Consider the following 14,174-nt stretch of genomic DNA (forward strand, 5'->3'; position numbering starts at 1 on the left):
ATTATTTTTTCGCTTCTGCTACTGCATGTTTCACAAAGGCTTCAAGATCCATTGTTTCTGAATCTTGCTCTCCGTATTTTCTTACATTGACTGCGCCATTTTCTGCTTCTTGATCTCCGACGACTAGCATGTACGGAATCTTTTGCATTTGCGCTTCTCTAATTTTGTATCCGATTTTTTCATCACGGCTGTCAAGCTCTACACGAAGACCTTCAAGCTGCAAACGTTCTTGTACTTTTTTCGCATAGTCTAAATGGACAGAAGGTGAAACCGGGATGACTTGGAATTGTACAGGTGCCAGCCAAGTTGGTAGGGCTCCTTTGTATTCTTCAATTAAGAAGGCAACAAAACGCTCCATTGTAGAAACAACACCTCTATGAATCACGACTGGACGATGGTGCTTGCCATCTTCTCCGATATATGTGAGATCGAAGCGCTCTGGAAGTAAGAAATCAAGCTGTACAGTAGACAGTGTCTCTTCTTTTCCAAGAGCTGTCTTCACTTGAACGTCAAGCTTCGGACCATAAAATGCCGCTTCGCCTTCTGCCTCATAATAGTCATGACCAAGCTCGTCCATTGCATCCTTTAGCATCGATTGCGCTTTATTCCACATGGCATCATCGTCGAAATACTTCTCAGTATCTTCTGGATCACGGTAAGATAAGCGGAATGTGTAGTCATTCAAGCCAAAGTCTTGATACACTTCTTCAATTAGGCGAACTGTACGAATGAATTCGTCTTTGATTTGATCTGGACGTACAAAGATATGGGCATCGTTTAATGTCATACCGCGAACACGCTGAAGGCCAGATAAAGCACCTGACATTTCATAACGGTGCATTGTACCAAGCTCTGCAATACGAATTGGCAATTCGCGATAGCTATGCGGCTCGTTTTTGTAAATCATCATATGGTGAGGACAGTTCATCGGACGAAGAACAAGATCTTCATTGTCCATTTCCATCACAGGGAACATGTCTTCTTGATAATGCGCCCAGTGCCCTGATGTTTTATACAATTCAACATTTGCAAGAACTGGTGTATACACATGCTCATAACCAAGGCGTACTTCTTTATCAACAATGTAACGCTCAATAACGCGGCGGATCGTTGCGCCTTTTGGCAGCCAAAGCGGTAGACCTTGACCTACCTTTTGAGAGTTCGCAAACAGTTTCAGCTCTTTTCCTAGTTTACGGTGATCGCGTTCTTTCGCTTCTTCAAGCAGGCGTAGATGCTCATTTAGATCATCTTTGCTGAAGAAAGCTGTACCGTAAATACGCTGAAGCATTTGATTGTTGCTGTCACCTCTCCAGTATGCACCTGCAAGGCTTAACAGTTTAAACTCTTTGATTTTCCCTGTTGATGGCAAGTGAATGCCGCGGCAGAGGTCAAAGAATTCACCCTGCTCATAAATCGTGACAGCTTCACCTTCTGGAATCGCCTCTAACAGCTCAAGCTTTAATTGATCACCAATCGCTTCAAAGCGTTTTTTCGCTTCTTCTCTTGATACTTCAATTCGCTCGATTGGCAGATTGCTGTTAATGATTTTTTTCATTTCTTTTTCAATCTTTGGTAAATCTTCCGGTGTGATGGCAACATCGATGTCCACATCGTAGTAGAAGCCATTTTCAATCACAGGACCTACGCCAAACTGAACGTGATGCTCTTTTCCATACAGGCGTTTGATTGCCTGTGCTAGCAAATGAGCTGTGCTGTGGCGCATAATGTCGAGTGCTTCATCACTTTTATCTGTGATGATCTCAATTGTTCCACTTTCTAATAGCGGCGTACGCAGATCTATTTCTTTGCCGTTCAATTTACCGGCAAGCGCTTTTTTCTTTAGGCCTGGGCTAATTGATGCCGCGATGTCTTCTGTTGTAGCTGTTTTGTCAAACTCCTTGACTGCTCCATCTGGAAATGTAAGTTGAATTTGTTCTGACATCTCTGGTCACTCCTTTTTTTGGCAATATAAAAACCCCGCCCCCTGGAAAGGGACGAGGTTGAATAAAACGGAATCGTGGTTCCACCCTTTTTCCCGTATTTGCAGCTTACTTTTTCATAAGCAAACACGGCTTGTGGTTCGATAACGGGAATTCCCGTCAGCCATTACTAAAACGTTCACAGCTGATGTTCAAAGGTGGTAAAGCAAATGGTCCTCTGCTAGGAAGCTTTCAGCCGCGGCTTCCCTCTCTTTAAGCGGGTGTTCATTTGTTCATGTCCTTATCAATACGGTCTTTGTATGAAGTTACACCGTATTATAAAACGTTTTTTCGTGAAAATCAAGAAAGCTTTTCACTTTTCTGTTCCAAATGGTCATGGACAAATTGAACATTGTGTTCTTGAAATGAATGAGCCGGGAATACCTCGACCCTTTCTTGAAAAATATTTTGAATGGTCTGTACCATCGAGTGACCTGTATCATTTGTAAACAGGTCAATCTTTTTGGGCGCTATGGATACGAGTGGTGCAATCAGCTGCGAATCAATATACATTGGATGCTCTCTTACAAACTGTCTGTCTATGTATTGTTTTTGATCACGCTCAGAAGCGTACCGAAATTCCCAAATCATCAGGCGATCCTGATGCACAACATGTACTTTTTCGAGCTTCGGTTCTTTTGCCATCACATAGTCTCGAAGCGATTGAATGAAGTTTTGATATTCTTGTTCCATTTTGTATTCTTCAATGGAGACTTCAACATAGTTCTTCAGCCTCCTGTCATACTCTGACAGTCTGAATGTCATAAATGAACCAATTGAAAAAATACCTTGCTGTAAAGAAATAGTCTCGAGCTCCTTTGTTAACAGGGCTTCTCTTGACGGTTCTTGATGAATGCCGGGAATATCATCTAAATCCCCGTTCATGATGCTGTGGGCAATTGAAAGAATTTGGTGCTGCTCTTCAGGATCTTTAAATAAATACGTGTTTTCAAGAATGCTGCGCATGCGCTCATTTTCTTTGCATTCCAAAAAAAAGTGAACCAGTAATGGCCGCACAATGGACTCAAGTCCTTCCTTTGATTCCTTCGCCTCTATGAGAAGCCGGTCTTTCCCTTGTTGAATTGACATGTGATGCCGACTGTCCAGGTGTTCAGCAAGATGTAAAAAAGCGGCGGTATCATATTCATCTTCAAAGATTATTTCAAGCATGTTTGTCCCCCCTAACGACATCTGTTACATATATATGGGGAGAACATAAAAAATAGACGCCTAAAATAAATCAGGCATCTTTCTTTTTAAAATGAGCGGAACTGAGATAAAAATTAGATAAATCAAACAAACGATTGCTAAAGCGGCATAATTGCCACTGACAAAGCTTGAGCCAAGGACATTTAATGCAACTGTACCCGGTATTAAGCCTAAAAAGGTAGCTGCCGTAAATGCACGATAATTTGCACGTGAAGCTGCTGCCGCATAGCTGACAAAGTCAAAATGGATTGGGGCAATACGCAATAACAAAATGTAAAGAAACCCATGCTCCTGAATGCGGGACGTCACCGCTTTCAGCTTCCGGCTGCTTGATTGTGTTTCCTTCTTTTTTGCACGAAAGGTTGTGGCAAGCAGGAAGGAGCATGTTGCTCCGGCGGTAGCACCAACGAGGGCATAAATCGTCCCAAGAACACTGCCAAATGCCAAACCTGCTGCCAGCGAAAAAACCGTAATAGGGACGAGAACAAAAGGGCGAAAAAGAGATAAGAAAAGAAAAACAAAGGGTGCCAGCATCCCAAATTGAAGCACCCAATTTTTCACATCTTTTGGCGCCAGCTGAAGATGCTGTTTGTTCAGCCACCAAAGTAAAACAGCGAGACCTGCAATCACGAGAAAAAGCAGCCATTTTCTTTTGTTCATTTCATTTGCTCCTCCTTCAGGTGATAGACGCTTTTATAAATGACGGCGGTTTTCTCCTTCGAGCAAGACTGCCTCTGCTAAATAGAGAATCCGTTCCATTAAACGAGCGGCTTTGACCTCTTCTTTTTCCCCGCGCTGTGAGTACGTAAAGTGATGCTTCAGTTCACTTGGTGAGAAATTAGAAGAGAAGAAAGTCGGCAGCTGCTCTGCCATACGGTATTGTAAAATCGTTCCGAGTAGTTCATCTCGAACCCAGCTTGTCATCGACTCTGCCCCAATATCATCAAGCATTAAAATAGGGGTGGATTTGACCATGTTCAGTTTTGATTCTAGTGTATGATCGGCTAACGAATTTTTTAGCTCTCTCACAAATTCAGGCACGTACACAAGGAGAGATGGGTATTCCTTCTCCGCTAACTGCTGCGCAATGGCTGCCAGAATATACGTTTTTCCTACTCCAAACTTTCCGTGTAAATATAGGCCCTTCCCTTTGCCCGTCTCATCATAGCTTTGCAGGAATTGCCCTACTTTTTGAATGACTTCCTGTCTTCCCACAACGTTCAAATCAGCGAACGTCGCTTGAAGAACATTTTGCGGAATGTACATGCTTTTCATGAGCTCTTGCTGTTTTTTCTGTCTATCGAGCCGCAGCTTGACTGGACAAGGGGAATATTCAATATCAATACTCTGACCTTTGATCACAAGCTTCGGGTGATAACCGTCTAAAATCGCATTGACATTCTCTTCATCTAAGCAATATGAACAGCCCTTCGACTGCTGCACATATTCAAAAAGCCGGTTCAAGCTGCGATTGATCATGTCTTCGTGTATGTCTTCTTGGTGCTCCTGTAAAAAGGCTTTTACATCTTCATCAGATAACACACTCTCTTTAATCTGATTGTATCTCACACGAAAATCTACGCGCCCTTTTAGCTGTTCAAATGAACGACCGATCGGTTTCATCCTCATCTCACCTCATCTTAATGTGCATTGTACTTTTTCATATTTTTAAACTGATCTAACAGTTTTTCTTTTTCTCGTTCGAGGTCTTCTGTCGACAGGCTGTCTGTTTGTTCTTTTGCTGGCTGTTCTTTCGTTTCGGTTTCTTTCATCCAGTCAGGAAGCTTCTCTTCACGGACAACTTTCCCTGATCCGTATGTGCTACGCTGCTTTTTCTGCTGCGCCCACTCTGTCATTTGCCTGTTCTCTTCTTTGGCCATTTTCATGGCCGCCGCTACGGTTTTAATTTTCTTTCTCACCCAATGAGCGGCGATTTTTTGCATATATGTTTTCGACAGCTTCATATCTGTTTTCAGTAATGTATAGTAGATCAAAACGTTCATGACACCTGGCTCTAGCTGTTGCTCAAGCATAATATCTTCGACAATTCTTAAGTCGGCATATGTTGGCTCAATGCCGTCAGCCATATCTTTTAGCAGCTCCCTAGGCGAAATATGATCAAGCTTTTCAATCAATTTGGCATCTGGCGTATCTGCCACTGGCGCTTTTGAAGCATCTTGACGCAAGTGTCTCGGCTGTTTTTGATCAATGAGTTTTGGCTGCTCGCCTCTGTATTCAATTTGGTACCAGTCTCTTGCCGCTTTTCTCAGCTCTTCTGTTGAGATCATTTGATCCGAACCACAGGCGCCTGCTACAATATTTTGCATTTGAAGCGGGGTGATGCCGTATACAACGGCTAACTTCTTAATGGTTTCTTTCACCTGCTTTGTCAAAGCCTTTCTTGGAATCATCATATCAGACATGCCTGCTAACAATAAATCGAAATCAAAGGATTCGTCTGAGAGAGGAGCCGGCTGACTCGATCCAACGGTCACATATTCATAGCCCTGATCAAGTGATGACGCCTGATTGATTTCTTCTGTCATCCTGCGTTCACCTGGCTGCAATACGTGAAAAACTTCTTCAAACGACCGCGAGATGTTCTTTGCCTCTGCCGGAACACCGGGATATGAGAAATAATCACGAAGCTGCATATATTTCGCTTTCTCTACACGATGGTACAGCAGAACATTCAGCATACCATCTTGGAAAAACTCATCTGGTCTTAACGGCGGCACAAGCTCATATGTAAACAGTCTGCCTTCTTCCGTTTCCTGTTCATATGTGCGGAGTAAACCAATCGCTTCAAGCTTTAAACGTTCCTCAAAAATATCATTCAAATTCGTTTGCAGCATGACCATGAGCTGCCGATGAGGTGCGGGTTTCCCCCACATACGATTTTGTTCCAGCTCTCCCCACAGCGTCATATATAAGCTGAAAGCGGACATGCCTATAAGCGGCTGATATAAAAGAGTGATGAGCTGTCTATCGATGTCACCGAGCAATGAAGCGCTTTTGACGACATACGGATCGACGGCTAGCACTTCCTTCCAATGCTCTGTCATATGCTGATCCTCCCCATGAATTGCAATTGTTTCTATTGTACACCCTTTTTGCGTTTTACGCTTTACGCAGGAAAAAGAGCATGAAGTATCTTCAGCTCTTTTTTAGCGTTCTTTCTTTAATAAATCTTTTAATTCATCAATAAAGACGTTGATATCTTTAAACTGCCGGTAAACGGAGGCAAACCTGACGTAAGACACTTCATCAATTTTTGCCAGCTCGTCCATCACCATTTCACCTACAAGCTCACTTTTCACTTCTGACATACCTTGATTACGCAGTTCTTTTTCAATATTAAAGCAGACATCCTCCAGCTGCTTTAAAGCAACAGGTCGCTTTTCACATGCTTTAATGAGTCCTCTCAGCATCTTTTCGCGGCTGAATTCTTCTCGAATTCCTTCTTTTTTCACCACAATCAGTGGTAATTCTTCTAATTTCTCAAACGTCGTAAAGCGATATTGGCAGCTTTCGCACTCTCTTCTACGACGGATGGATTTCCCTTCATCTACTGGTCTTGAATCAAGCACCCTTGTGCCAAGGTGCTGACATGTGGGACATTTCATTTCATCAGCTCCGATCTATTCTTGGAAGTTGTTTGTCTAGTTCATCATAAAGGGAAAAAACCGTTTTCTCACTATAGCCAAAATCTGTTGGCAAGGCTGTTTCTGTTGTCACATTAAAATCGACAGCTGTTTCAAAAGGACGAATTGAAATGACAGTCGCTACGAGAAAGGCTTTTTTCGGCATACTGATGTTTGCGCTGATTTCACCTCGTTCTGCTGAAACAGATGTCACTTGATAGGAAGCGTGCCCAGAAAGCATGGCTTCCACCGCTTGAAAAACTTGCGCATTCGTCGATTTGTAGTAATGGCTTTTCAGTTCTGACACTGGATGCTCGTCAGATGTTTCTGTATGGTTTGACATGAACCGTTTGAACTTTTGTCCTAAAATCATCTACGTATCCCCTTTACCATAATGCCTCTTCTTTATTTTATAAAAAAAACCTTTGTTTTCCTAGAACAAAAGTATAGGCAAGTTGGGGAATGTTGGATTTTCTCTATCAAACAAATATAAAAAGGAGCATAACACAAAGGCATTTCAATGCTTTTGGCCAGCTCCCATTGCGATCTTTTTTTATGTTTACAGTGCTTTGGCTTGCGCCTGTTTCACTTGTACAGGTCCCATGCCTCGAGGAATTTCAATGTTTTCTCTTGTTTCAGCACCTAATTCATCTCCGATATGATCTGCTGCGATATTCGGATCTAGGTCGCCGCAAGTATAAACATCTATGCTCGCATAACCATGTTCAGGAAAGCTGTGAATTGTCAGATGAGATTCAGAAATAATGACAACTCCACTTACTCCTTGAGGTGCAAATTTGTGAAAAGCAACCTCTCTTACTTCAGCTCCTGATTTCAAAGCTGCATTTACAAACGTTTTTTCAATAAAATCCATGTCGTTCAGTTTATCACAGTCGCATCCCCATAGCTCGGAGATAACGTGACGTCCGATTGTTTCCATCATGGACCCCCCTTAAACAAGAATGAAAGAGTGAAGTTCTAAGCAGCCGGACCGGACATATACCACGGGGGAAAGTTAGTCCAAAGAGGTCCTAACCCTTTAAGTATACCCGAATGAGTCTGCGAACAAGAAGTTCACGAAAAATAGTATACTTTGTTTAGACCCATTTTGCAAGCTGTGTTTTCAATGGGATTTTCTCTCATTCCTTGAAAAGGGACGTTCGTCTTCTTCATTTCAAACAGCAGAAAGCTCTTTCATCTGCGATCCGACAAACTTCACAAGATCCACCACTCTGCATGAATAACCCCATTCATTGTCATACCATGCAAGAACTTTTACTTTTCTATCCCCCATCACCATCGTTGTCAGTCCATCTACGACAGCTGAATAAGGGTTCGTATTAAAGTCTGTAGAAACAAGCGGCTCATCCGTGTAATCTAAAATACCGGAAAGAGAAGTTTTTGATGCATTTGAGAAGGCTGCATTGACTTCTTCTGCTGTGACATCTTTTTTCAAGTCGACAACAAGATCAACCATCGATACATTGGAAACTGGCACGCGAAGTGCAAGTCCATGCAATTTCCCTTTCATGTGCGGCAGCACTAAAGAAAGCGCTTTAGCGGCACCCGTCGTCGTTGGAATAATGGACTGGGCACATGCTCTTGCCCGGCGCAAATCCTTATGCGGGTTATCGATATTTTTTTGATCATTTGTATACGCATGAACCGTTGTCATTAAACCGTTGTCGATACCGAATTCATCATCTAACAATTTGACAACTGGTGCTAAACAGTTTGTTGTACAAGATGCGTTTGAAATAACGACGTGCTTTTCAGGATCAAGATCATCCTCATTGACACCCATCACAATTGTAATGTCTTCATTTTTACCTGGAGCTGTAAGTACGACCTTTTTCGCTCCGGCATCTATATGGCCCATCGCTTGATCTTTTGAATTAAATTTTCCGGTTGCTTCTATGACGATATCAATCCCAAGCTCTCCCCACGGAAGCTGCTTTGGGTCTCTGTTATTGAGCAAAAGCACTCTTTTCCCATTTACAATCAGTGCGTCATCTTCTGCTGTCACATCGCATTCGTAACGTCCATGATTTGTATCATATTTAATTAAATGTGCTAGCGTTTCGGCAGGATAGCTTGCGTTCACCGCTACAATTTGAATTTGATCATCAAGCATTGCTTTTCTGAAGACCATGCGTCCAATTCTGCCAAACCCATTGATCGCTGCTTTTACCTTCATGAACAGGTCACTCCTCTATTATGTGTTATACTCAATAAATTTATTTATGAAATTAGTATATCACATTAGATTGTAATTGCCAGTATATAAACGTATATTTTCTAAAAAGGGCTGTTCTTTTCATGAGAAATATAAAAAGCATAAAAAAAGAAGAGTACGTGTATGTACTCTTACTTATCAGTATGTTCCCATTCATTTAATATGTTCTGCAATTGCTTTCTAATAAAAGCAAGATCTTGTGTATTTTCTATCACCCGGTCTGCTTTCTTACATTTTTCCTCAAGAGGCTGCTGAGAGTGAATCCGATTCAGCGCTTCTTCCGCGCTAAGGTCGTTTCGATTAATGAGTCGTGATAGCTGTAATTCTGGTGTTGTATACACCACAATAATGCGATCGACGAGACTTTCCAGCTGACTCTCAAATAAAAGCGGGATATCCAGGACAACGAATGTTTCTCGGCTGTCGATTCCTTCATCTCGCTGCCTGAGCATTTCCTTTCGCACTTCTGGGTGAACGATCGCATTTAGCTGCTTTCTTTTCTCTTCATTAGAAAAAATAATGGCTCCCAGCCGCTGCCGGTCTAGCTCTCCATTTGGCAGGAGGACACCCTCACCAAAGGTTTGAACGATATGATGAAGGGCGGGTGTTCCTTTGGCGACCGCTTCTTTTGCAATCACATCTGCGTCCACAACCCGGATGCCCTGCTCTTTTATCATCTGCGAGACTGTGCTTTTTCCGCTAGCAATCCCGCCGGTTAATCCAATGACAAGCGTCAATTGATTTCCTCCTTTTACAGCTTCCAAACCCCAATTAATATGAGCAGAAGCCCTGGTAAGCATGCGAGTTTATCGATCCAGCGCCAATTTGCCAAGTAATGACCGGCACGCAGACCGATACATACAAAAAGTGAGCTCATCACTGCGACCGTGATACTCATGACAATTGGAGAAAAGCCTAGTATCGCTGCGCCAATCCCTGCGCCAAATGCATCAATGGATAAAGCAATTCCAAGAAGTACCGCTTCTATTCCATTAATCGTCCCAGATCGGTCAATATCTGCACTTGTTGGCTTTCTTAAAATGTGAATGACAAGCCCAAGCGATTGGACTTCCACATTAAGCAATGTCTTTTCATGAAGAAGCAAATCACGCTCTTTCGCTGGTTTGTAAAATTGATACAGGACCCAAAGACCAATGGCAATTAAGATGCCTCCCCCCAGTTTATCGGTCACTGAGACAGGGAGAAATGTCATCAGCAAGCTGCCAATCAGCATAGAAATGAGCAGCACAATCCCTGAGCAGCATGCAATAATGACGATGGCTTTAAATGGGATCCTCATTTTGCGGAGACCATACGTAAAGCCTACAGAAAAGCTGTCGATGCTGACTGCAATAGCTAAAAACAGGAGCGAAATCGAAATCATACCTGAACTCTTCCTTTCTGTTCATGCAACGATGATCAAGAGTCTCTAGGCGTTCTTAGACTCTTCTTCACTATATGAAGAGCAGGTGGGCTGTGTGTCAGTCTACACCTTGCTGAAAAATGAATGTTTTTTATCGTATGCATCGCAAAAAGGAAGCATGCTCATGGCTAAGCTTTATTGAGGACGTTTTTGGCAGGTCACACAAAAGTGTGTACCGCGCCCTCCGACTACTGTTTTCTCAATGATGCTTCCGCATGTTTGGCAAGGCTCTCCCCGCCGGTCATATACAAGAAGCTGCAATTGAAATGTGCCAATATCTCCTTGTGAGTTGATATAAGAACGAATTGTACTTCCTCCCGCATCTACCGCCACCTGAAGCGTATCGATGATCTGTTTGTGAAGCACTTTGCAAGATTCCAGGCTGAGCTGATTCGCTTTCGTTTCTGGATGAATCCCTGATTTAAACAGGACCTCATCTACGTAAATGTTACCAAGTCCTACGACAATCTTTTGATCAAGCAGTGCTGTTTTGACCACGCGGGTTGTTTTTTTCAATTGCTCCCATAAATACTCAGGAGTAAACTGTTCATCGAATGGTTCATATCCCAGCTGTGATAGCGGGAGTTCCCTTTCCTCTTCACCCGGCTGAAATAAATGCATCGTGCCAAATTTACGCACATCATGGTACCGAAGCTCCGTCCCATCTGTAAACGTAAAGACGACGTGTACGTGTTTATCATAAGGCTCATGCGCTTCATGTACACGATATTTCCCTTCCATCCTTAAATGGGAGACCATCACATAATGGTCTAAATGAAAGAGGAGGAACTTTCCTCTTCTTTCAATGGTTTGTATGGTTTCTCCTACCAATCTTCTTGCGAACTCTTCCGGCTCCCCAGGACGTTTGATGATGTTTGGCCATTTGATATCGACCGTTTCAATCGTCTTTCCTTCGACTAACCGCTTGAGAGTGCGCCGGACGGTTTCAACTTCTGGTAATTCCGGCATGCTCCTCGCTCCTTTTTCTCTCTATTATTTATTTCGCATCGTACCAAGATGGACCTGAAGCAAAATCAACTTTTAGCGGCACATCAAGCTGAAGTGCATTTTCCATGACTTCAGGAACAATCTTTTCAAGAATGGCGATTTCTTCTTTCGGCGCTTCAAAGATCAATTCATCGTGCACCTGTAATAAAAGATTTGTCTGCAGGTTTTCTTCTTTGAGCCTTCGCGCCATATCAATCATCGCTTTTTTAATAATATCGGCTGCGCTGCCTTGGATCGGTGTGTTCATGGCTGTTCGTTCTGCAAAGCTTTTGATATTAAAATTTCGGCTTGTGATATCTGGGATATACCGTCTGCGTTTAAGAAGCGTCGTGACGTAGCCTTTTTGTTTCGCTTCCTGAACGATTTCTTCCATATAGGTTTTCACGCCTTTAAAGCTTGTTAAATAGCGCTCGATAAATGCGGCGGCTTCTTTTCTTGTGATCCCAAGGTTTTGAGAAAGTCCATAGTCGCTGATTCCGTATACAATACCGAAATTTACCGCCTTGGCTTGTCTTCTCATAGCGGAAGTCACTTCTTCTTCTGAGACATGGAACACATCCATCGCTGTTTTCGTGTGAATGTCCATGTCCCTCGTAAATGCTTCGATCAAATTCTCATCTTGTGAAATATGAGCGAGTACACGCAGCTCGATTTGTGAATAGTCAGCTGCAAACATGAGCCAGCCTTCTTTTGAAGGAACGAATGCTTGACGAATCTTCCGTCCTTCTTCTAAACGAATCGGGATGTTTTGAAGATTTGGATCTGTTGAGCTTAATCTTCCTGTTTGGGTGAGTGCTTGATTAAATCTTGTATGCACTTTATGGGTATCCTTGCGCGTTACTTTCATTAACCCTTCTACATAGGTCGATTGCAGCTTTCCAATTTGTCTGTAGTGCAGAATGGACCGAATGATTTCATGCTTATCTTCAAGCTTTTCGAGCACATCTGCAGACGTTGAATAGCCTGTTTTTGTCTTCTTGATAATTGGGAGACCTAATTTTTCAAAAAGGATGACACCAAGTTGTTTAGGAGAATTGATGTTAAACGTTTCTCCTGCTAAGCGGTGAATGGTTTCTTCATATTCTTTGAGCTTTTTCGTTAATTCTTCACCCATTTTCTCTAGGCGCTTTATATCTACCTTTACTCCAAGAGATTCCATTTCGCCTAAGATGAGTGCTAGCGGCAGCTCTAAATCTTCATATAGTTCATGCTGATCATTTTTTTCTAATGCTTCTAATGTTAAATCATGCAAGGCTGAGATCGCCGCTGCTTTTCGTCCGAGATGTCCTTTCAGTTCATCTTCAGGTGGAATCGCCTGTTTTGCTCCTTTTCCGTATACTTTTTCATCAGAAAGAGCGATATTCAGACCATATTCCTTCGCTACACTTGCGACGTCTTCGTATGATTTCTGCGGGTTGACGACGTAGGAAGCGAGCAGAACATCATTGTCGACACCTTTTAGGTCGACATCATGCCATCTGAGAGCGACAACTGCTCTTTTTGAATCAAAGACCCATTTTTTCTTCGTTTCATCCTGTACCCATTCTTTAAATGCATCTGATTGAAGCGCATCTTCTTTCGTCATAAAAAACGCACCATTTTCATTATGGATCGCAAAACCGATCAAATCTGCTTCGTGATAATTATCTCCAAGCTGTTCTACCACAAGGGCTGCATGATCTGTCAGCATGTCGCCTCCTGCAGCTGTCATTTTTTTCACTTCTAATGCGTCTACTTCAACCTGTTCATCTGTTTCTGGTGCTTCTCCTAGACGCTCTAGCAGGGTTTGAAAGCCTAGTTCTTTATAAAGAGAGATCACTTGATCCATGTGTGGACCTTCGTAGGCAAGATCTTTGCTCGACACATCAATAGGTGCTTCTACGAGAATGGTCGCCAGCTCTTTACTCATGACTGCTTGTTCTTTATATTCTTCAAGCTTTTCTTTGAGCTTTTTCCCGCTCACTTCATCAATATGTTCAAGCAGGTTCTCAACTGTTTCAAACTGCTTTAACAATTTAATGGCTGTTTTTTCACCTACACCTGGGACGCCTGGGATATTATCTGAGGAATCTCCCATCAGCCCTTTCATATCAATGATTTGATCTGGTCGCAGGCCATATTTCTCTTCAATATGAGCAGGTGTGTAGTATTCTACTTCTGTGATGCCTTTTTTCGTAATAGCGACTGTCGTATGATCTGTTGAGAGCTGTGTTAAGTCTTTATCTCCTGAGAAGATTTTGACTTCAAAGCCATTTTTTTCTGCTTCGACAGCCAATGTACCGATAATATCATCTGCCTCATATTGAGGAAGCTCGTACCTTTTCACCTGATAGGCATCTAATAGTTCACGGATGAATGGCATTTGTTCTGATAGCTCTGGCGGGGTTTTTTGTCTTCCGCCTTTATATTCTTTAAATGTCTCGTGGCGGAAGGTTGTTTTTCCCGCATCAAATGCGACGAGCATATGGGTTGGCTTCTCGTCCTCCAGCATTTTCATTAAAATCATCGCAAAGCCATAAATAGCATTTGTATGTACGCCTTTATCATTTGATAATAGCGGCAAAGCAAAAAAGGCTCGATATGCGAGGCTGTTTCCATCCACTAATACTAATTTCTTTTTGTCTGTCATGTTTTAATCCTCCATCGGCTGAGCCATCTCAGCCGTCTCTTTCACA

Annotated in this window: 13 protein-coding genes; all 13 read right to left on the reverse strand. The window is 42.5% G+C overall.

Features of this window, described 5'->3' with window-relative positions; all coding sequences use genetic code 11:
• Position 1: 1 nt before the first annotated feature.
• The 13 genes from thrS to polA all read right to left on the reverse strand — a co-directional run bounded on the left by thrS (position 2) and on the right by polA (position 14,128).
• Positions 2 to 1,942: a threonine--tRNA ligase gene (thrS, locus tag NSS78_RS13175; protein ID WP_065098569.1), complete on the reverse strand. Its 1,941-nt coding sequence runs from the start codon at positions 1,940 to 1,942 to the stop codon at positions 2 to 4.
• Between the two features lie 337 nt (positions 1,943 to 2,279).
• Entirely contained in the window at positions 2,280 to 3,149 is an 870-nt protein-coding gene (gene ytxC, locus NSS78_RS13180) for a putative sporulation protein YtxC (protein WP_050943599.1), read from the reverse strand.
• 60 nt (positions 3,150 to 3,209) lie between these two features.
• Positions 3,210 to 3,848 carry a TVP38/TMEM64 family protein gene (locus NSS78_RS13185; RefSeq protein WP_003216366.1) on the reverse strand — a complete coding sequence of 213 codons (639 nt, stop codon included), beginning with the start codon at positions 3,846 to 3,848 and terminating at the stop codon, positions 3,210 to 3,212.
• A gap of 33 nt (positions 3,849 to 3,881) precedes the next feature.
• Positions 3,882 to 4,811 carry a primosomal protein DnaI gene (gene dnaI, locus NSS78_RS13190; RefSeq protein ID WP_034620615.1) on the reverse strand — a complete coding sequence of 310 codons (930 nt, stop codon included), beginning with the start codon at positions 4,809 to 4,811 and terminating at the stop codon, positions 3,882 to 3,884.
• A 17-nt stretch (positions 4,812 to 4,828) separates the two neighbouring features.
• The gene (locus NSS78_RS13195; RefSeq protein ID WP_050943597.1) at positions 4,829 to 6,253 is read right to left on the reverse strand and encodes a replication initiation and membrane attachment family protein; all 1,425 of its coding nucleotides are present in this window, start codon (positions 6,251 to 6,253) and stop codon (positions 4,829 to 4,831) included.
• Positions 6,254 to 6,355: 102 nt separating this feature from the next.
• Positions 6,356 to 6,814, reverse strand: a complete 459-nt coding sequence (gene nrdR, locus NSS78_RS13200; RefSeq protein WP_003216720.1) for a transcriptional regulator NrdR — start codon at positions 6,812 to 6,814, stop codon at positions 6,356 to 6,358.
• 4 nt (positions 6,815 to 6,818) lie between these two features.
• Complete coding sequence (locus NSS78_RS13205) at positions 6,819 to 7,205, reverse strand: hypothetical protein (RefSeq protein ID WP_003216254.1); 387 nt, start codon at positions 7,203 to 7,205, stop codon at positions 6,819 to 6,821.
• Positions 7,206 to 7,391: 186 nt separating this feature from the next.
• Positions 7,392 to 7,772 carry an adenosylmethionine decarboxylase gene (speD, locus tag NSS78_RS13210; protein ID WP_003216492.1) on the reverse strand — a complete coding sequence of 127 codons (381 nt, stop codon included), beginning with the start codon at positions 7,770 to 7,772 and terminating at the stop codon, positions 7,392 to 7,394.
• A gap of 234 nt (positions 7,773 to 8,006) precedes the next feature.
• A complete protein-coding gene (locus tag NSS78_RS13215; protein ID WP_003216683.1) occupies positions 8,007 to 9,029 on the reverse strand; it encodes a glyceraldehyde-3-phosphate dehydrogenase in 1,023 nt (340 codons plus the stop codon).
• Positions 9,030 to 9,199: 170 nt separating this feature from the next.
• Entirely contained in the window at positions 9,200 to 9,805 is a 606-nt protein-coding gene (coaE, locus tag NSS78_RS13220; RefSeq protein ID WP_342468134.1) for a dephospho-CoA kinase, read from the reverse strand.
• Between the two features lie 14 nt (positions 9,806 to 9,819).
• Positions 9,820 to 10,452, reverse strand: a complete 633-nt coding sequence (ytaF, locus tag NSS78_RS13225) for a sporulation membrane protein YtaF (protein ID WP_339160332.1) — start codon at positions 10,450 to 10,452, stop codon at positions 9,820 to 9,822.
• Positions 10,453 to 10,626: 174 nt separating this feature from the next.
• A complete protein-coding gene (gene mutM / locus NSS78_RS13230) occupies positions 10,627 to 11,460 on the reverse strand; it encodes a DNA-formamidopyrimidine glycosylase (protein WP_003216358.1) in 834 nt (277 codons plus the stop codon).
• 28 nt (positions 11,461 to 11,488) lie between these two features.
• On the reverse strand, positions 11,489 to 14,128 hold the full coding sequence (polA, locus tag NSS78_RS13235) for a DNA polymerase I (protein ID WP_050943594.1): 2,640 nt from the start codon (positions 14,126 to 14,128) through the stop codon (positions 11,489 to 11,491).
• Between the last annotated feature and the right edge of the window lie 46 nt (positions 14,129 to 14,174).

The organism is Bacillus sp. FSL W8-0920, assembly GCF_038593215.1.
Classification (GTDB): Bacteria; Bacillota; Bacilli; order Bacillales; family Bacillaceae; genus Bacillus; species Bacillus pumilus.

Excerpts from the sequence above, each read along its gene's own strand:
- dnaI (WP_034620615.1), bottom strand. The coding sequence starts at position 4,811 with ATGAAACCGATCGGTCGTTCATTTGAACAGCTAAAAGGGCGCGTAGAT.
- polA (WP_050943594.1), bottom strand. The coding sequence starts at position 14,128 with ATGACAGACAAAAAGAAATTAGTATTAGTGGATGGAAACAGCCTCGCA.
- mutM (WP_003216358.1), bottom strand. The coding sequence starts at position 11,460 with ATGCCGGAATTACCAGAAGTTGAAACCGTCCGGCGCACTCTCAAGCGG.
- ytaF (WP_339160332.1), bottom strand. The coding sequence starts at position 10,452 with ATGATTTCGATTTCGCTCCTGTTTTTAGCTATTGCAGTCAGCATCGAC.
- NSS78_RS13215 (WP_003216683.1), bottom strand. The coding sequence starts at position 9,029 with ATGAAGGTAAAAGCAGCGATCAATGGGTTTGGCAGAATTGGACGCATG.
- nrdR (WP_003216720.1), bottom strand. The coding sequence starts at position 6,814 with ATGAAATGTCCCACATGTCAGCACCTTGGCACAAGGGTGCTTGATTCA.
- NSS78_RS13195 (WP_050943597.1), bottom strand. The coding sequence starts at position 6,253 with ATGACAGAGCATTGGAAGGAAGTGCTAGCCGTCGATCCGTATGTCGTC.
- ytxC (WP_050943599.1), bottom strand. The coding sequence starts at position 3,149 with ATGCTTGAAATAATCTTTGAAGATGAATATGATACCGCCGCTTTTTTA.
- speD (WP_003216492.1), bottom strand. The coding sequence starts at position 7,772 with ATGGAAACAATCGGACGTCACGTTATCTCCGAGCTATGGGGATGCGAC.
- thrS (WP_065098569.1), bottom strand. The coding sequence starts at position 1,942 with ATGTCAGAACAAATTCAACTTACATTTCCAGATGGAGCAGTCAAGGAG.
- NSS78_RS13205 (WP_003216254.1), bottom strand. The coding sequence starts at position 7,205 with ATGATTTTAGGACAAAAGTTCAAACGGTTCATGTCAAACCATACAGAA.
- NSS78_RS13185 (WP_003216366.1), bottom strand. The coding sequence starts at position 3,848 with ATGAACAAAAGAAAATGGCTGCTTTTTCTCGTGATTGCAGGTCTCGCT.